A 17,437-nucleotide genomic window follows, 5' to 3' on the forward strand; every position below is an offset into this window, starting at 1 on the left:
GTTTTTCTCGTTTTGCCGCGCGCGGCGGCGCCCCTAGACTGCAAGCCAGCACGCCAGCCCATGGCTTGCCGGACTCCATCACACCAACGAGACACCATGAGACAGCCGATCCTGATCGAGCGCGATGGCCAGATCGCCACCGTCACGCTGAACAACCCCGAGAAGCTCAACGCCCTGGACCTGTCGATGTGGCAGGGCCTGACCGATGCCATGGTGACGCTGTCGGCGGACGACACCGTGCGTTGCGTCGTGCTGCGCGGCGCCGGGGACAAGGCGTTTGCCGCCGGCGCCGACATCGAGGAATTCCGTACGCGGCGCTTTACCGCAGCGCAGTCGCGCGAGTACGGCCGTATCACGCACGCCACGATGCGTGCCATTGCCGATTGCCGGCACCCTACCCTGGCGCTGATCCAGGGTGCCTGCGTGGGCGGCGGCCTGGAGATCGCGTCGATGTGCGACATGCGGATCTGCGGCCAGTCGAGCCGCTTCGGCGTACCGGTCAACCGGCTGGGACTGGTCATGTCGTATGGCGAACTGAGCGGGCTGATGGCGCTGGCCGGCCCGGCGGCAGCCCTCGAGATCGTGCTCGAGGGGCGTGTGTTTGGCGCCGCCGAGGCGCGCGAAATGCGCCTGGTTAACCGTGTGGTGGCCGACGCCGAGGTGCCTGAGGAAGCCTACGCCACGGCCCGGCGCATCGCACAGGGCGCGCCGCTGGTGGCGCGCTGGCACAAGCAGTTCGTGCGCCGGCTGCAACAGTCGGCGCCGCTGCGCGCCGACGAGGAGGACGAAGCCTACGCGTGCTTCGACACCGAAGATTTCCGCATCGGCTTCGACGCGTTCGTGTCGAAGTCGCGCCCACAGTTCGTGGGGCGCTAGGCGCCCCGCCGCCCCCCCCTTCACGTATCACGTATCACGTATCACGTATCACGTTTCCACGCATACCCATCCGCAAGGTGCATTTCATGAATTTGCCGTTATCGAACATCAAGGTCCTGGACGTCAGCCAGATCATGGCCGGGCCGTTTTGCTGCATGCTGCTGGGCGACATGGGCGCCGACGTCATCAAGGTGGAAACGCCGGGCGTGGGCGACCAGACCCGCAAGGCCATGGGTTTCCGGCTCAAGGGCGATGACAGCGGCGGCTTCCTGGCGCTGAACCGCAACAAGCGCAGCGTCGAGATCGATCTCAAGAACCCCGCCGGGCTGGAGGCGTTCTATGAACTGGTGCGTGGCGCCGACGTGCTGGTCGAGAACAACCGGCCCGGCGTGGCGGCGCGACTCAAGATCGACCATGCCACGCTGAGCGCGATCAACCCACGCCTGGTCTACGCCAGCATCTCGGGCTTCGGACAGACCGGCCCGTGGTCGGCCCGTCCCGGACTCGACCTGATCGCGCAGGCAATGTCGGGCGTGATGAGCGTCATGGGGCATCCCGACGCGCCGCCGGTGAAATCCAGCGTGCCGATTGCCGACCTGGGAGCCGGCCTGTTCACGGCCTATGGCATTCTCAGCGCGCTGATGGGGCGTGCGCAGACTGGCCAGGGACAGTACGTCGATGCGTCGCTGTTCGAGACCGCGCTGGGACTTTCCGTGTGGGAATCGGCCGAATACTGGGGGACCGGCGCGGTACCGGTGCCAATCGGCAGCGCGAACCGCATGAGCGCGCCGTACCAGGCCGTACGCGCCGCCGATCGCCACTTCGTGATCGGGGCCGCGAATCCCAAACTGTGGAAGGCGCTGTGCGATGTGATCGGGCGTCCCGAGCTGGTCGACGATCCGCGTTTTATCGACAACGCGGCACGGATCCGGCACCGCGACAGCCTGATCAGTGAAATCGAAAGCGAGTTTGCGCGCCGGCCGGCCGACGAATGGGTGGATGCGCTGCTGGCGGCGGGCGTGCCGGCCGCGCCGATTGCCACCTATGACGAGGCGCTGGTGAGCGAGCAGGCCGTGGCGCGTAACATGGTGCTCGAGATCGACCACCCGGTGGAAGGCGCAACCAAGGCGCTGGGCTTTCCCGTGAAGCTCTGGGGCACGCCGCAGCAGGTGCGCTATCCGGCGCCACTGCTGGGGCAGCATACCGACGAGGTGCTAGCCGAATTCGGTGTCGACGCCGCCGCCGTGGCACGACTGCGCTCACAGGGCGCCTTCGGCGCGCAGGACGCGGTGCAGCCACCGGTACGCAAGACAGCTTGACCACTGAGCGGGCCACAGACCCGCCAGGAAGACAATGACCATCAGGAGACAGGGATGACCCCCGTACAAGCTTCACGCCGACACATCGTGCTCGGTGCCCTCGCGCTGGCCGCGCTGGGCTGCAATTGGCCCGCGTTCGCGGAAACCTATCCAAGCCGCCGCATCGAACTGATCGTGCCATGGCAGGCCGGAGGCGGTGCCGATGTGGTGGCCCGCGCGCTGGCGGCCGCAGCCGCCAAACACTTGCCGCAACCGCTGGTCGTTATCAACAAGCCCGGCGCCACGGGAGCGGTTGGCCTGGGCGAGGTGGTCAATGCCAAGCCGGACGGATACAAGCTTGTGCTGTCTTCCAGCGAGTTGACGTTCCTGAATGCGCTGGGGCTGGCCAAGTTTACCTATCAGGACCTGGTACCGATCGCCCGGCTCAACGCCGACCCGGCGGCCGTGGTGGTGCGTGCCGATGCGCCGTGGGCCACGCTGGAGCAATTCCTGGCCGATGCCCGCAAACCCGGTGCGAATATCCGGGTCGGTACCGCCGGGCAAGGTTCGGCGTGGCACATGGCCTCGGTGGCGCTGGCAGAGAAGACGGGCGCTCGCTTCAACGACATTCCCTATGCCGGCGGTGCGCCGGCCACCCTGGCGCTGCTCGGCGGCCATATCGACGCGGTCACCGTGAGCACGGCGGAAGTGGCCACCCATGTGGAGGCCGGCAAGCTCAAGGTGCTGGCGGTGATGGCGGACCGGCGCGTACCCGGCTTCGACAACGTGCCAACCCTCAAGGAACGCAATATCGATCTGTCGATGGGCATCTGGCGCGGCATCTCGGCGCCCAAGGGGACCCCGCCCGAGGTACTGGCCGTGCTGAAGACGGCAATCGCGAAATCGGTCCAGGAGCCCATCATGCGCCAGACGCTGGAGAAGCTCCATTTCAGCACCGACACCTATGCCGACGACGCGACGCTGCAGGCCGAGATGGCACGGGAAGCGGTGCAATTCCGGCCGCTGGCGCAACGCATCGCCGCGCAGCAGAACGCACGATGAGCGCCGCCGCCGAAAGCGCCACGCCGTTCATCGACGCCCACCAGCACTTCTGGGATCTGTCGCGCCATCCGTACCCCTGGCTACAGGGCGAGACAGTGCCCAACTTCCGGTATGGCGACTATAGCGCGCTGCGGCGCAATTACCTGCCGACCGACTATGCGCGCGATACGGCGGGGTGCGCCCCCGTGAAGACCGTGCATATCGAGGCCGAATGGGCGCGCGAGAATCCGGTGGACGAGACCGCGTGGGTTGACGCACTGGCCGAGGCCCATGGCCGCCCCACGGTCATCGTCGGGCACGCGCAACTCGACCGTGGCGACGTGGAAGCCGTGCTGGCAGGCCATGCGGCCTACGCCAGGATGCGCGGCATCCGCAACAAGCCGGCCACGGCGCGTCGCGAGGATGCGCGCCGTGGCCAACCGGGGTCGATGGACGACGAGCAGTGGCGACGCGGCTACGCGCTGCTGGGCCGCCACGGCATGTCGTTCGACCTGCAGGCGCCCTGGTGGCACCTGGACCAGGCGGCCGATCTGGCGCGCGATTTTCCGCAGACCCGGCTCGTGCTGAACCACACCGGGCTGCCGTCGGACCGCAGTGAGACCGGGCTGGACGGCTGGCGCCACGCCATGGAACGGTTGGCACGCGAGCCCAACGTCGCGGTGAAGGTTTCGGGGCTGGGCCTGCCCGGGCGGCCCTGGGCCGAGGTCGACAACGTGCCGGTGATCCGCGACGCCATTGCCATCTTTGGCGCGGATCGCTGCATGTTCGCCAGCAACTATCCGGTGGACAGCCTCGTGGCGCCCTACTCCACCATCCTGGCCGGCTTCGTGGCCGCTATCTCGATATTTCCCCAGGCGCAGCAACGCGCGCTGTTGCACGACAACGCCGCACGCATCTACCGGCTGCCCGACTGAACGAACAAGGAACAACAAGCATGGCAAATGAAATCAAGGTGGGTGCGACGTGCACCCGCACGCTGGTGGTCGATCGGGCGCGCACGATCGACTTTCTGGGCGAGGACCTGCGCATCTACGCGACGCCGGAACTGATTCGCGACATCGAGCAGGTCTGCCTGGATTTCCTGCAGGAGCACGTGACGTCGGGACAGAGTTCGGTGGGAACCGAGGTGTCGGTCGAGCATGCCGGCGCGACGCCGCTGGGTGGCGAGGTGCGGATCGAGGCGGAAGTCATGGCCATCGATGGCCGCAGCGTGACGTTCCGCGTGGCCGCGCACGACGCGGTGGAGACCGTGTGCACCGGCATCCATCGCCGCTTCGTGGTCGATGTCGAACGGCTCAAGTCACGCGTGCGCAAGAAGGCCGAAGCCACTGCGACAGCCGCTACGGCTGCTACGGCTGCTACAGCGGCTATAGCTGCACCGGCAGTTCGCTGACCGGCGTCGTCGGCTGGCGGAGCGCGGCGGTTTCGCCGCAGATCCAGTCGACGAATACGCGAATCCGTGGATCGTCGAGCCGTTCGCGTGGAAAGACGATGAAGTACGAGAACTCGACTGGCAGCCGGATCGATTCGAACAGCCTGACCAGCCGGCCTTCCGCAAGGTCCTGCTCGATCCAGTTCTTCTTGACGAGCGCCACGCCAAGCCCGCTGATGGCGGCGTTGATAACCAGGTGACTGGGCCAGAACGACGGACCGCGGCTGGCGTCGACGTTGGTGACGCCAGCATGTTCGAGCCACATCGCCCAGTCGGGGTTGCTCACATCGGTATAGGTGCTGTCGTCGTGCAGCAGCGTGTGATGCTGCAGGTCGGAGGGCTGGTTCAGCGGTGCGGCGCCCTGCAGCAGCTTGGGGCTGCATACCGGGATGACCTCTACCGGCAGGCACAGGCGCGAATAGAGGCCGGGATAGTCGCCCCGGCCGTAGCGGATGGCAAGGTCGAAATCATCGCGCTCGAAGTCGATGCGGTTGTTCGAGGTGGAAACCTTGAGGTCGATCTCGGGATGGGCCTGCATGAAGCGGTCCATTCGTGGGATCAGCCATTTGACCGCGAAGGTCGGCGGCATGTTGACCTTCAGCGCGGGCCGGTCCTTGCTGTGGAGCCGATGCGTGGCATCGGCCAGTTGCTTGAAGGCGAGCTGCACAGCGGGCAGGTATGCGGTACCAGCCGGGGTCAGCACCAGCGCCTTGGCATCGCGGATAAACAGCTGTACGCCCAGGTTCTCTTCGAGTGTCTTGACCTGGTGGCTGACCGCGGAGGGCGTGACGAACAGTTCCTCGGCGGCTCTGGTGAAGCTGAGGTGCCGCGCGGCCACCTCGAACGCCCGGAGCGGATTCAGGGGAGGGATCGATCTGGACATGGTCTCGCGTTCGTGTCGGGTCGCAACACACGTGCGTCACTCGCCCGCCGTCACATGGCGCCGGTCACGGCATCCGGCCGGGCTGGATGCACAACATAGCACCGGCGCCGGTGTGCATCCATAGGTGCCTTCCCGCGTCAGACGGCGTGCGATGTCACGCGTTGCATGTGCCGGGGCGGCCACTGGCAGGCGCGGAGGTGACGGAATGGTGCAGGGATGGCATGGCTGTCTCGTCGTTGTGGTTGTCGGGGCGAGCAAATCGCCCCGGCACTCTATAAGCGCCACGCCTGCATGCCTAATGACGGGTTGTGATCGCGTGATAACCGTTGGTGAGAGCCGTTGGTGACAACTGGTCACGGACGCGCGTCCTGAATGCCGTCCTGCATGCCGTCCTGCATGCCGTCCGGCAGCGGCTCCGCGCAATGCGCCTGCAGCGAGGCGATCAGCAGGCGTGCACCGGGCGATAGGTGCGCGCCGGATCGGGTAATCACGCCGTAGGGATCGTCCAGCGCGCGCATTGGCACGGGCAGTCGTACCAGCATGCCGTACCGCTCGCCGAACTCCGCCACGGCGCGCGGCACCACGGCCACCAGGTCCGGCGTGTCCTGCAGCATCGTCAGCGTGGCAAAAGCCGATGCCGTTTCCAGCGGGTAGCGTGGCAGGTCGACGCCTGCATCGCCGAGTTCGCGTTCCAGCGCGCGGCGCATCGGCGTATTGACCGGATACGTCATCCACGGCAGGCCGGCCAGGTCCACCAATGTCAGCGTCGTGGCGCCCGCCAGCCGATGCGAGCGCGCGGCCACCACCGCGAGCGGCTCCATCTCCAACGCCATGCAATCGTAGGCACCGGGCCGCCGGCTCACGCCGCAGCGGCACAGGGCCAGATCGATGCGGCCTTCGTCGAGCAGCGGCAGCAGCGCGGCGCTTGCGTTCTCGATGATCTCCACTGACAGATCCGGCTGCTGTTCGCGCAGCGCGGTCAATGCGCGGGTCAACAGCGGAATCGCACCCATGATGACACCCACCGCGAGATGGCCGCCCTGCCCCTGCGCAATGGCCGTGATCTCGGCATGAAGGTGTTCAAGGTCGCTGTAGATCAGGCGCGCATAGCGCGTCACGCACTGGCCAAGTTCGTTGGCGACCAGGCCCTTGGGCTGGCGCTCGAACAACGACATGCCCAGGATGTCCTCGATTTCGTGCAGGGCCTTGGTGGCGCCCGGCTGCGAGATGGCAATCTCGTCGGCGGCCTTGTGCAGCGAGCCGTGATTGTCCAGCGCGATCAGCAGCCGCAGTTGCTTCAGGCGCAGTCTTGACGCAATGGTGGCGAGCGAGGGGAGTGCCGTGGGACGCATGGCGGAGCGTGCAAAAGTCGACACTATAGCCCCTTCGTCCCATCACGGCACGGCGCGCGGATAACCGCCGCTTATCGGGAAATCAGGCCTTTTCATTGGCGCCCGCCGCCACCCGAACTTAGAGTCCCCCGACACGCGCGGACACACCGCGTCCATCTACAGGAGACTCCCATGTCGTTACAGCCTACCGGTCAACAATATATCGGCGGCGCACGTCGCGCCGCCGGTTCCACCTTGCTGTACAGCGTAAATGCCAGCACGGGCGAGCGCCTGCCCTACGCGTTCCACGAGGCCACGGCCGGCGAGGTGGATGCGGCCGCCAGTGCCGCGGCGGCGGCCTACCCCGCATTCCGCACGCTGGCGCCGGCCCAGCGGGCCCGCTTCCTGGACGCCGTGGCGGACGGCATCGACGCACTCGACGATGCGTTCATTGCGCTGGTCTGCCAGGAAACGGCGCTGCCCGCCGCGCGCATTGTCGGGGAGCGTGCCCGCACCAGTCACCAGTTGCGGCTGTTCGCGACGGTGCTGCGGCGCGGCGACTTTCTTGGAGCGCGCATCGATCTGGCGATGCCGCAACGTACACCGCTGCCACGCGCCGATCTGCGCCAGTACCGCATTGGCGTCGGCCCGGTGGCCGTATTCGGCGCCAGCAATTTCCCGCTCGCCTTTTCCACGGCGGGTGGCGATACCGCCTCGGCGCTCGCAGCCGGCTGCCCGGTAGTGTTCAAGGCCCATATGGGGCATATGGCCACCGCATCGGTGATTGCCGATGTTGTGGTCCGTGCCGCCGAGGCCACGGAGATGCCGCGCGGCGTGTTCAACATGATCTTCGGCGACCGTGTCGGCGAGCATCTGGTCAAGCACCCCGAGATCCGCGCCGTCGGGTTCACCGGATCGCTGCGTGGTGGCCGTGCCCTCTGCGACATGGCCGCCGCCCGCCCGCATCCGATTCCCGTCTTTGCCGAGATGAGCAGCGTCAATCCGGTGATCCTGATGCCCCAGGCACTGGCGCGCCGAGGGGCGGCAATCGCGGCCGAGCTGACCGCATCGGTGACGCTGGGGGCCGGACAGTTCTGCACCAAGCCGGGTCTGGTCCTTGGCGTTCGCTCACCCGCGCTCGACGCGTTTGTCGCGCAATTCAAGGCGGCCATCTCCACGGCACCTGCGCAGACCATGCTCAACGCCGCGGGGCTGCAGCACTATGTCAATGGGGTGCGAAAGTTTACCGACACGCCGGGCATGTCCTTGCTGGCCGCCGCGCCAGCGCAGCCGGGTCAAGCCGCCGCCGAACTGTGGCAGGCCGACGCGGCATTGCTGTTCCAGCAGGACGCTCGCTTGCAGCACGAAGTGTTCGGACCTTGCGCGGTGCTGGTGGCACTCGACCACGCCAGCGAGCTTCCGCGTGCCATCGACGCGTTGCAGGGCCAGCTTACGGCGACGCTTGTCGCGGAGCCCGAGGACCTTGCCGACGCCGCACCGCTCGTAGCTGCGCTGGAACACAAGGCGGGACGCTTGCTGGTCAACGGCTATCCGACCGGTGTCGAGGTGTGCGACGCGATGGTGCACGGAGGCCCCTACCCTGCAACGTCCGATGCACGCGGCACCTCAGTGGGCACGCTGGCCATCGACCGCTTCCTGCGCCCGGTGTGCTTCCAGAACATGGACGACGCGCTACTGCCAGCGGCGCTGCAGAATGCCAATCCGCTCGGCATCGACCGGCTCGTGAACGGCGCGCGTACTCGCAGCCCGATCGTCGCGTAGCAGCAATGCTTTAGTCGGCTACCGTCCCCGCACAAGCAATAAGTGAGCGGCGCTCGCGCCTGTCCAAAGGAATGGGTGTCGCCTACACTCAGCGTGCAGACTGTGGAGTCACGTATGAAGCCTGAGCCATTTGCGGTCACCCCTACCGGGTACGCGCGCGCCCTCAATGTCGTCGGCGAGAAGATCACGGTCCTGGCGTCCAGTGCCGCCACGCAGGGTTACGAAGTCTTCCTGCAACAAGGTCAGGAAGGCAGCGGGCCGCCGCCGCACTGCCACGATTGGGATGAATCGTTCTACATCACCAAGGGAGTTGTCGAGATCGGCTACGGTGACCATGCGCTAACCGCCAGCGCCGGGACGTTTGTCCATGTGCCGGCCGGGACGATTCACTACTTTCGGTTCGGTACCGGCGGCGGTGAAATGATTTCGGTTACCAGCCAAAACGGCAACGCGTCACGCCTGTTTGCGCGAATCGATGAGGCAATCCCCCCAGGCCCCCCTGATCTTCCGACGTTGCTAGGTGTCGCGCAAGAATGTGGCGTGACGATTCCTGGGTGATTTAGAATTTGCTGGTCGCCTCAATCCCCCGCCCCCATGCGCTCATGGCGCCTTGACCGCCCCTCCCTCGCCGGCCAGCTCGACCTGTCCCGGGCCACTGGCCTGGTGTCTTCGATCGGCGAATCAGACGCCAACGCATTTGCCGCGGAGATCCTCAAGCTACTGGGTGAGATAGCAGGCATCTCGCAATGCACGGTCTTTGCCTATGAGTTTGGCAACCGGCCACGCACCATGTCCGTCGCCGATCACCGCGGCGGGCGGTATCTACGCGACGTGGCCGATACCTATGCGAGCCGGTTCTATGCCCTGGACGGCAACCAGCGGATCATGTCGGCAGCTGGGCCCCGACGGCGACCGGGCGACAACGGTCTAGTGCTGCACCAACAAACCATCGATGAAATCGCGCATGAGGCTTACCGCGCGGCATGCTACCAGCACCCCAACGTATCGGACCGCATTTCCCTGCTGCTGCAGCCGGCCGAGGACATCTGGCTGTCGGTGAATCTGTATCGTGATCGCAGCCGGGGGCTGTTCCACGAGCGCGAGATCGAACAGGTGGAAGCCATGGCCCCAATGATTGCCCACGCGGCCCGCCACCATTACGCGCTGTGCAGCCAGGTGCAAATGGGCATTCCCCAGCTCATGTTGGCACGCTTGCGCGGCGTATGTCCCGACCTGTCCAAGCGCGAATTGGACGTGCTGCGCGGCGTGCTGGAAGGCCACACCGCGCATGACATCGGCGAGCGCATCGGCGTCAAGCCCTCTAGCGTCGTGACGTACCAGAAACGGGCCTATCGGCGGCTCGGCATCTCCAGCCAGCGCGAGCTCTTCGCGCTGTGCCTGTCCATCCCAAGAACCTAGGGTTTTTACCGAGCGCAGACACTTCACGCCCTGTACCCAAATTGGGGACAAGCGGCTGTATCGCGCCAGCCATACTCCGGCCATCGCCACGTGTCACAGCATGACGCGCCGAGCGATTGCATCGCGCCCACCGGGCCGAGACAGCGCAACTACCGGAGACAGGCAACATGGCAACACCCCCGATCGCAGGATCGCCGCCCATACGCGTCCATTCCGACCATCCCACTGCCTCTGGCGTGCTCGGCAAGGTGTCGCGAAGGCTGTTGTGGTTCCTCTTCCTGCTGTTCTTCTTCTCGTTCCTGGACCGCATCAACATCGGTTTCGCCGGGCTGACGATGATGAAGGATCTCGGCCTGACCAGCACGCAGTTTGGATTGGCCACCACGCTGTTCTACGGCGCCTATATCGCCTTCGGCATCCCCAGTAACATTGCGCTCGCACGCATCGGCGCGCGGCGCTGGATCGCAGCGATCATGGTGGCCTGGGGGCTGGCCTCCACGGCGACGATGTTCGCCACCAGCCCACAGACCCTGTATGTGCTGCGCATTCTGGTCGGCGTTACCGAGGCGGGCTTCCTACCCGGCATGCTGCTCTACCTGACTTACTGGTTTCCGGGCGCCTACCGCGCACGCGCCAACGCGCTGTTCATGATCGCCATGCCGGTCACCGCGGCGGTCGGCTCCGCGCTGTCGGGCTACATCCTGGCGCTGGACGGTACGTGGGGCCTGAAGGGGTGGCAGTGGCTGTTCCTGCTGGAAGGCATGCCATCGGCCATCCTCGGCCTGGTGGTCTATGCCTATCTGGATGACACGCCAGAGCAGGCGCGCTGGCTGGATCAGGAGGAGAAGGCCGCGCTGGCGCGCATGCTGGCTGACGAACGCGCGCAGCCGTCCGCGACGACCCAATGTCCGCCGACGTCCCTGATGGCCGAGTTGCTCTCCCCGTCGGTGCTCAAGTTCGCGCTCGCCTATTTCTGCCTCGTCAACACGCTGGCCATGGTCGCGGTGTGGACGCCGCTGATCGTCAAGAGCTTCAGCGCAGACGCCAGCAACCGCACCGTCGGCCTGCTTGCCGCAATCCCGCAGGTCTGCACCATCGTCGCCATGCTCTGGTGGGGCCGCAGCTCCGACCGCAGACAGGAACGAAAATGGCACCTGATGCTGCCAATGCTGTGGTCGGCCGCGGGCTGGATATGCACGGCATTCGCTTCGCATCCCGCAGTGCAACTGCTCGGCGTATGTCTGGCATCCGCGGGATCCTATACCGCCATGTCGATCTTCTGGACCACGCCCGACCAGGTGCTGAGCCTGCGAGCACGCGCCGTGGGCATCGCGGTGATCAACGCCACCGGCAACATCGGTTCGGCACTGAATCCGCTGGTGGTGGGCTGGCTCAAGGACGCCACGCAAAGTTTTACTGCCGGCCTGCTCTACGCCGCCGTACTGTTGGTGGTCGGCGCCGTCATCGTGATGGTGCTGCCGATCCGCCGCCACACGCCCGCCTGACATATCTATCCCGGAGTCAATCATGGGTATCGCTTTTCAACCTTATCCCTTCACGGCCAAAACGTACGCGGCCACGCTGCCAGCGCTGCGCGAAGGCCTCGACACCCGGCGGCACAAAGTGGCCATCGTCGGCGGCGGCCCGGTGGGCCTGACGCTGGCGCTGGGGCTGGCAAGCCACGGCATTGCCAGCGTGCTGATTGAGGCCGACGATTCGGTCTGCCATGGCAGCCGGGCAATCTGCATCTCGCGCCGCAGCCTGGAGATCATTGAGCGCGTGGGAGCGGTCGAGGGCTTTCTCAAGACAGGCTTGCCCTGGACGGGCGGGCGCAGCTTCTACCGCGACACCGAGGTCCTGCACTTCACCATGCCGCAGGACGACGACCAGAAGCTGCCACCGATGGTCAACCTGGCCCAGTACCACATTGAGCAGTTCCTTCTCGATGCCGCTGAGAAACACGCGGACCTGATTGACATCCGCTGGCAATCCCGCGTCACGGATCTCGATACACGCGACAACGGTACTACGCTACAACTGGCCACGCCCGCCGGCGACTATGCGCTGGATGCGGACTGGGTGATCGCCTGCGACGGTGGCCGCAGCACCATCCGCGAAGCCATGGGTCTGCAATTGCAGGGCACCAGCTACGAGGGACGCTACGTGATTGTCGACATCAAGCTCGACAGCAACCGGCCCACCGAACGGCTGGCCTACTTCGATCCGTCGTCCAATCCCGGTTCGACGGTTCTAGTGCACAAGCAACCCGACAACGTCTGGCGCATCGACTACCAGCTTCGCGATGATGAGGACGCCGAATCCGCAGTGAAGCCCGAGAACGTCATGCCGCGCGTGCAGAGCTTGCTCGACATGATGGGCGAACGTGGTGAATGGGCGCCAATCTGGATCACGATCTACAAAGCGAATGCGCTGACGCTGGAGCGCTATCGCCATGGGCGCGTGCTGTTCGCCGGAGACGCCGCACACCTCGTGCCAATCTTCGGCGTGCGCGGCGCCAATTCCGGTATCGACGACGCGGACAACCTTGCATGGAAGCTGGCGTTCGTGGTCAAGGGACTGGCCGCCGACACGCTGCTCGACAGCTACTCCGACGAGCGCGTCTACGCCACCCATGAGAACCTGAACTATGGCACCAAGAGCACGGAGTTCATGGCGCCGCCCTCATTCGCGTTCGAGCTGATGCGCAAAGCTGTGCTGGGGCTCGCCGTCAAACACGAATGCGTGCGGTCGCTGATCAATCCTCGCCAGACATCGGCGATCACCTATACGGCTTCGCCCCTGAACGTAACGGATTCCGATGTCTTTCAGTCAGGCCCCGCTCCGGGCGCCGTGCTGCCGGAAAGTCCGCTCACCCTCACTGTTGATGGTGCTGCGCGTGAAGGACACCTGACCGACCTTGTCGCGTCACGCTTTACCCTGTTTGTGTTTACGAAGGACGGTGCCGTGCCGACGGACCTCGCCGCGCTGGAAGACACCTTGCAGTGCCAGGGGCTGCCTTTCGCGGTCGTGCCGATCAGCGCGCACCCGCCATCGTGCGGCACAGGAACCACCGCCTGGGACCACACCGGACGGGTGTTCGCCCGCTACGGCGCCCGCAACGGTACCGCATATCTGGTCCGTCCCGATGGGCACGTACTCGGACGCTGGCAAACCGGCTCCGCAGCCTCCGTTGCCGCAGCCCTGCGCACTTGCCTGCCTTTGTGAACCCGCCCGTGAGGAAAGGACTCTCCGCCATGACCGACACTGAACTTGACGCCATCTATACGCGCCTGTGCCAAACCATGACATCGCTCGGCGAAGCCAACGCTTCGCTCTACCTGGCTCGTTTTGCGCTGCTGGCGATCAATTCGATTGCCGATGCCGCGGTGGCAACGCAATTGATCGATGCCGCAGCAGACGGGCTCGACTCAGCCTGAAGCAGTATCGGTCTTGATGCGGCAAGGCCCGCGTTGAGTCATCCGGCACCGTGCAGCCGCCGACGTACGCATTCAAATCTCGCAAAGCGGTTGCACCAATTCGAGGTCGAGTGCAGAAGTTTGCATCGTTACCCGCACTTCGCACCACCTTTCGCACCACACTTCGCACCACATCAACGCCCTGCCCGCCATCCATCTCAAGCGATATACACGGTTCAAATGAACAGACTCGATAAAATTTATGATTAAAAATCAATAGCTTACAACCCATCATCCGTTACAAAGTGGCTTTCTGGCTTGCGCGTGGCCTGCTCTTTGCATATAACTTTTTACATTGTCGGCTGTCGACAGCCGACAGAAGCCAGATGTTCCGGCGCATGTTCATGCAAACAGTGAGGATCAAGGAAGCCATGGGCAACACCGTCTCTACACTCCAACTCCCGTCGATTTCCGCCGCGGAGCAGCAAACAAGAGAGGACCTCGCTGCGGCGTACCGGCTGGTTGCGCTGTATGGCATGGACGACAGCATCTACACCCATATATCGGCGCGCGTGCCGGGCACGCACGACAGGTTCCTGATCAACCCGTTCGGCATGTTGTTTCGCGATATCACGGCGTCGTCGCTGGTGTGCATTGACCTCGACGGAAATATTGTCAGCGCCCCTCCGGGATGCGACGTCAACCCCGCCGGCTTTACGATCCACAGCGCTGTGCATGCGGCCCGCCCCGACGCCGCTTGCGTGCTGCACACGCATACCGTAGCCGGCGTCGCGGTGTCATCGCTGGCGTGCGGCCTAAAGCCGGCCAATCAGTGGGCGCTGCAATTCCACGACCGTGTGGCCTATCACGACTTCGAGGGCATCGCGCTGGACCTGGAAGAACGCGAACGGCTCGTAGCGGACCTTGGCGCCGAAAAGCGCGCGCTAATCCTGCGCAATCACGGCCTGCTGACGTTGGGCCGCAGCGTGGCCGAAGCCTTCATCCTGATGCACAACCTGGAGCGCGCGTGCCGCGTGCAAGTGGCCATCCAGTCCACCGGGCAACCCGAATTCACGGTGCCCGCCGAAATCCGCGAACGTACCGCGCGCCAGTACGAAAGCGGCGACACCAACCGCCTGCCCGGCGCCCCCGACCCGTATGCGCGTGAATGGCGCGCGTTGCTGCAGCGCCTGTCGCCGCAGACAGAAATGTCGTACCGCGCATAGTCACGCGCGCCGCATGACGCGCGGCGCCCTACCCAATGCCATGAACCAGACACCGTGCATCCGGCACGGTGCGGGCGTCGCTCGCCCTTCGATTTCGCATCACTAGAAACTCAGCCCCCAGGAGAGATTTGCCATGAATCGTCGCGAACTGATGAAGATGGGCGCCGTCGCAGGCGGCCTGTCATTGGCCGGTGTTCCGTTCCATGTGCTTGCACAGGGCAAGAAAGGCGGCGTGATAAACGCGCTGGTGCAGCCCGAGCCGTCGGGCCTGATGATCGGCATCACCCAGAACGCCCCCACGCAACTGATCTCCGGCAACATCTACGAAGGGCTGCTTCGCTATTCAGAAAAGCTCGATCCCATCCCGTCGCTGGCCACGTCATGGACGGTCAGTCCGGACGGCACGCTCTACACGTTCAAACTCAAGCGCAACGTGACGTGGCATGACGGCAAGCCGTTCACGTCCGCCGACGTGGTGTTTTCCGCCGACGTCTTTCTGCGCAAGACCCACGCGCGACTGCGCGCCAACCTGGCCGCCGTGGAATCGATCCGCGCCGTCGATCCGTATACCGTGGAATTCAAGCTCAAGTATCCGTTTGGCCCGTTCCTCTACATCTTCGAGGTGGGATCGATGCCGATGGTGCCGAAGCACCTCTACGACGGTACCGATTTTGCAACCAACCCCGCCAATGCCAAGCCCATCGGCACCGGGCCGCTGAAGTTCAAGGAATGGGTGCGTGGGTCGTACATCCACCTCGTGCGCAACGAGACCTATCACGAACCCGAAGTGCCGCTGGTCGACGCCGTTTACTTCCACGTGATTCCGGACGCCGCCGCCCGTGCAGCGGCCTTCGAATCGGGCAAGGTCGACCTGGTGCCGGGCGGCGCGGTCGAGTATTTCGACGTGCCGCGGCTGGCCAAGCTACCGGGCGTACAGGTATCGACCAAGGGCTGGGAATTCTTCGCACCGCATTCGTGGTTGTGGGTCAACCACCGCAAGGCGCCGATGGGCAACATCAAGTTCCGTCAGGCACTGGCATTCGCCATCGATCGCGACGCCATCGCCAAGGTGGCCTGGCAAGGCTACGCAAAGACCGCCACGGGGCCATTCAACAGCCACATCAAGTTCTACAGCACCGATGTGGCCAAGTATCCGCGCGACCTGGCAAAGGCCAAGCAACTGCTGGCGGAATCGGGATACAAGGGCGAGACGTTGCGCCTGCTGCCGCTGCCCTACGGCGAAACGTGGACCCGTTCGGCTGAGATCGTGCGACAGAACCTGCAGCAGGCCGGGGTGAAGGTGGAGATGACGCCCACCGACGTGGCTGGCTGGATCGAGCGTCTGAACAAGTGGGACTACGACCTGGCATTCACCTACGTCTACCAATATGGCGATCCGGCGCTGGGCGTGGCGCGCAACTATACGTCCGACAACATCGCGCAAGGCTCGCCGTTCAACAACGTCGAGGGTTATCGCAACCCCAAGGTGGACGAACTGTTCCTGGCCGGATCGCGCGAAATGGACCCCGCGAAGCGCGCGGAGATCTACAAGGCCGTACAGAAAATCCTGCTCGACGAAATGCCCGTGGTATGGATGCACGAGCTGAACTTCCCCACATTGTTCCGCGCGCGGCTCAATAACCCGATCAGCTCCGGCATCGGCCTCAACGACAGCCTTGGCCGTGCATGGATGGCCTGACGCCACCGCACGCGTATTACCGATTGGAGTTCTGCCATGAGCCGTACCCAGCGCATGTTCAGCCGGCTGGTCCAGGGCGCGTTTGCCATCCTGGTCATTGCCACCGTCAACTTCCTGCTGATCCGGGCCGCGCCGGGCGATCCGGTATCAGTGATGGCCGGCGAAGCCGGCGCATCCGATCCGCAATTCGTCGCCCAGTTGCGCGCGCAGTTTGGTCTCGATGATCCGTTGCCGGTGCAGCTTGGCAACTACCTGTCGCACGTGGCGCGACTGGATCTGGGGTTCTCGTACCGGCAACAGCAGCCGGTGCTGGACCTGATCGTGCAGCGGCTGCCTGCCACGTTGCTGCTCACCGGCAGCGCGTTCGTGCTGTCGGTGCTGTTCGGCGTCGCGCTGGGTGCGTGGGCCAGCCGGCGTGCCGGCAGCATGACCGATAGCGCGATCACCACCTTCGCTTTGCTCTTCTACGCCACGCCGCTGTACTGGCTGGCCATGATGGCCGTGCTGCTGTTCTCGGTGCAGCTCGAATGGTTGCCGGGCTTCGGCTACTTCACGGTGGGTGCAGACCTGCACGGGCTGGCGAGAGTGGCCGACATCGGCATGCACCTGATCCTGCCGTCGCTGACGCTGGCGCTGTTCTACATGGCGGTGTACGCACGCATGACACGCGCATCGATGCTGGAAGTGGCGCAGATGGACTTCGTCAAGACCGCGCGTGCCAAGGGGCTACGTCCGGGTCGCATCCAGCGCGCCCACATCCTGCGCAACGCGCTGCTGCCGGTGGTGACGCTGGCAGGCATCCAGGCAGGCGGCATGATTGGCGGAGCCGTGCTGACTGAAACCGTTTTCGCGTGGCCAGGCATCGGCCGCCTGATGTTCGACGCGCTGCTGCAACGCGACTACAACCTGCTGCTGGGCTGCTTCCTGGTCACCGCCGCGATGGCCGTGGTGTTCAACCTGATCACGGACTTCGTCTACACCCTCGTCGACCCGCGTATCGAGATGCAATGACA

At 64.9% G+C, this 17,437-nt stretch carries 16 protein-coding genes; 14 read left to right on the forward strand and 2 right to left on the reverse strand.

Annotated elements, in window-relative coordinates:
• Positions 1 to 96: 96 nt before the first annotated feature.
• The 5 genes from ACO550_RS38410 to ACO550_RS38430 all read left to right on the forward strand — a co-directional run bounded on the left by ACO550_RS38410 (position 97) and on the right by ACO550_RS38430 (position 4,629).
• Positions 97 to 876, forward strand: coding sequence for an enoyl-CoA hydratase/isomerase family protein (locus tag ACO550_RS38410; protein ID WP_315598766.1), 780 nt, complete (start codon positions 97 to 99; stop codon positions 874 to 876).
• 86 nt (positions 877 to 962) lie between these two features.
• Complete coding sequence (locus tag ACO550_RS38415) at positions 963 to 2,195, forward strand: CoA transferase (RefSeq protein WP_315598765.1); 1,233 nt, start codon at positions 963 to 965, stop codon at positions 2,193 to 2,195.
• 54 nt (positions 2,196 to 2,249) lie between these two features.
• The gene (locus ACO550_RS38420) at positions 2,250 to 3,236 is read left to right on the forward strand and encodes a tripartite tricarboxylate transporter substrate binding protein (RefSeq protein WP_485995155.1); all 987 of its coding nucleotides are present in this window, start codon (positions 2,250 to 2,252) and stop codon (positions 3,234 to 3,236) included.
• Complete coding sequence (locus tag ACO550_RS38425) at positions 3,233 to 4,150, forward strand: amidohydrolase family protein (protein ID WP_485995156.1); 918 nt, start codon at positions 3,233 to 3,235, stop codon at positions 4,148 to 4,150. The genes ACO550_RS38420 and ACO550_RS38425 overlap by 4 nt, the downstream gene beginning before the upstream one ends.
• A gap of 20 nt (positions 4,151 to 4,170) precedes the next feature.
• The gene (locus ACO550_RS38430) at positions 4,171 to 4,629 is read left to right on the forward strand and encodes a thioesterase family protein (RefSeq protein WP_485995157.1); all 459 of its coding nucleotides are present in this window, start codon (positions 4,171 to 4,173) and stop codon (positions 4,627 to 4,629) included.
• Here ACO550_RS38430 and ACO550_RS38435 read toward each other — a convergent pair.
• Both ACO550_RS38435 and ACO550_RS38440 read right to left on the reverse strand, forming a co-directional pair.
• Positions 4,604 to 5,551 (reverse strand): transcriptional regulator GcvA, encoded by a 948-nt coding sequence (locus ACO550_RS38435; protein ID WP_315598360.1) that lies wholly within the window; start codon positions 5,549 to 5,551, stop codon positions 4,604 to 4,606. The genes ACO550_RS38430 and ACO550_RS38435 overlap by 26 nt on opposite strands.
• A 353-nt stretch (positions 5,552 to 5,904) precedes the next feature.
• Positions 5,905 to 6,903 (reverse strand): LysR substrate-binding domain-containing protein, encoded by a 999-nt coding sequence (locus ACO550_RS38440; protein ID WP_315598363.1) that lies wholly within the window; start codon positions 6,901 to 6,903, stop codon positions 5,905 to 5,907.
• A 171-nt stretch (positions 6,904 to 7,074) separates the two neighbouring features.
• On the opposite strand from ACO550_RS38440, the gene ACO550_RS38445 reads away from it, so the two are divergent.
• The 9 genes from ACO550_RS38445 to ACO550_RS38485 all read left to right on the forward strand — a co-directional run bounded on the left by ACO550_RS38445 (position 7,075) and on the right by ACO550_RS38485 (position 17,435).
• Positions 7,075 to 8,664: an aldehyde dehydrogenase family protein gene (locus ACO550_RS38445; RefSeq protein WP_315598359.1), complete on the forward strand. Its 1,590-nt coding sequence runs from the start codon at positions 7,075 to 7,077 to the stop codon at positions 8,662 to 8,664.
• Between the two features lie 114 nt (positions 8,665 to 8,778).
• Positions 8,779 to 9,222 carry a cupin domain-containing protein gene (locus ACO550_RS38450; RefSeq protein WP_315598358.1) on the forward strand — a complete coding sequence of 148 codons (444 nt, stop codon included), beginning with the start codon at positions 8,779 to 8,781 and terminating at the stop codon, positions 9,220 to 9,222.
• Between the two features lie 36 nt (positions 9,223 to 9,258).
• Positions 9,259 to 10,083: a LuxR C-terminal-related transcriptional regulator gene (locus ACO550_RS38455; protein WP_315598357.1), complete on the forward strand. Its 825-nt coding sequence runs from the start codon at positions 9,259 to 9,261 to the stop codon at positions 10,081 to 10,083.
• A 167-nt stretch (positions 10,084 to 10,250) separates the two neighbouring features.
• Positions 10,251 to 11,588: a 4-hydroxyphenylacetate permease gene (gene hpaX / locus ACO550_RS38460; protein ID WP_315598356.1), complete on the forward strand. Its 1,338-nt coding sequence runs from the start codon at positions 10,251 to 10,253 to the stop codon at positions 11,586 to 11,588.
• 22 nt (positions 11,589 to 11,610) lie between these two features.
• A complete protein-coding gene (locus ACO550_RS38465) occupies positions 11,611 to 13,308 on the forward strand; it encodes an FAD-dependent monooxygenase (protein ID WP_315598355.1) in 1,698 nt (565 codons plus the stop codon).
• 29 nt (positions 13,309 to 13,337) lie between these two features.
• On the forward strand, positions 13,338 to 13,520 hold the full coding sequence (locus ACO550_RS38470) for a hypothetical protein (RefSeq protein WP_315598354.1): 183 nt from the start codon (positions 13,338 to 13,340) through the stop codon (positions 13,518 to 13,520).
• 410 nt (positions 13,521 to 13,930) lie between these two features.
• Positions 13,931 to 14,725: a class II aldolase/adducin family protein gene (locus tag ACO550_RS38475; RefSeq protein ID WP_315598362.1), complete on the forward strand. Its 795-nt coding sequence runs from the start codon at positions 13,931 to 13,933 to the stop codon at positions 14,723 to 14,725.
• Between the two features lie 133 nt (positions 14,726 to 14,858).
• Complete coding sequence (locus ACO550_RS38480) at positions 14,859 to 16,424, forward strand: ABC transporter substrate-binding protein (protein ID WP_315598353.1); 1,566 nt, start codon at positions 14,859 to 14,861, stop codon at positions 16,422 to 16,424.
• A 36-nt stretch (positions 16,425 to 16,460) separates the two neighbouring features.
• The gene (locus ACO550_RS38485) at positions 16,461 to 17,435 is read left to right on the forward strand and encodes an ABC transporter permease (RefSeq protein ID WP_315598352.1); all 975 of its coding nucleotides are present in this window, start codon (positions 16,461 to 16,463) and stop codon (positions 17,433 to 17,435) included.
• The last annotated feature ends 2 nt before the right edge of the window (positions 17,436 to 17,437 follow it).

This window comes from Cupriavidus sp. (genome assembly GCF_057315035.1).

Coding starts and splice junctions, on each gene's coding strand:
- ACO550_RS38410 (WP_315598766.1), top strand. CDS start 97: ATGAGACAGCCGATCCTGATCGAGCGCGATGGCCAGATCGCCACCGTC.
- ACO550_RS38415 (WP_315598765.1), top strand. CDS start 963: ATGAATTTGCCGTTATCGAACATCAAGGTCCTGGACGTCAGCCAGATC.
- ACO550_RS38420 (WP_485995155.1), top strand. CDS start 2,250: ATGACCCCCGTACAAGCTTCACGCCGACACATCGTGCTCGGTGCCCTC.
- ACO550_RS38425 (WP_485995156.1), top strand. CDS start 3,233: ATGAGCGCCGCCGCCGAAAGCGCCACGCCGTTCATCGACGCCCACCAG.
- ACO550_RS38430 (WP_485995157.1), top strand. CDS start 4,171: ATGGCAAATGAAATCAAGGTGGGTGCGACGTGCACCCGCACGCTGGTG.
- ACO550_RS38435 (WP_315598360.1), bottom strand. CDS start 5,551: ATGTCCAGATCGATCCCTCCCCTGAATCCGCTCCGGGCGTTCGAGGTG.
- ACO550_RS38440 (WP_315598363.1), bottom strand. CDS start 6,903: ATGCGTCCCACGGCACTCCCCTCGCTCGCCACCATTGCGTCAAGACTG.
- ACO550_RS38445 (WP_315598359.1), top strand. CDS start 7,075: ATGTCGTTACAGCCTACCGGTCAACAATATATCGGCGGCGCACGTCGC.
- ACO550_RS38450 (WP_315598358.1), top strand. CDS start 8,779: ATGAAGCCTGAGCCATTTGCGGTCACCCCTACCGGGTACGCGCGCGCC.
- ACO550_RS38455 (WP_315598357.1), top strand. CDS start 9,259: ATGCGCTCATGGCGCCTTGACCGCCCCTCCCTCGCCGGCCAGCTCGAC.
- hpaX (WP_315598356.1), top strand. CDS start 10,251: ATGGCAACACCCCCGATCGCAGGATCGCCGCCCATACGCGTCCATTCC.
- ACO550_RS38465 (WP_315598355.1), top strand. CDS start 11,611: ATGGGTATCGCTTTTCAACCTTATCCCTTCACGGCCAAAACGTACGCG.
- ACO550_RS38470 (WP_315598354.1), top strand. CDS start 13,338: ATGACCGACACTGAACTTGACGCCATCTATACGCGCCTGTGCCAAACC.
- ACO550_RS38475 (WP_315598362.1), top strand. CDS start 13,931: ATGGGCAACACCGTCTCTACACTCCAACTCCCGTCGATTTCCGCCGCG.
- ACO550_RS38480 (WP_315598353.1), top strand. CDS start 14,859: ATGAATCGTCGCGAACTGATGAAGATGGGCGCCGTCGCAGGCGGCCTG.
- ACO550_RS38485 (WP_315598352.1), top strand. CDS start 16,461: ATGAGCCGTACCCAGCGCATGTTCAGCCGGCTGGTCCAGGGCGCGTTT.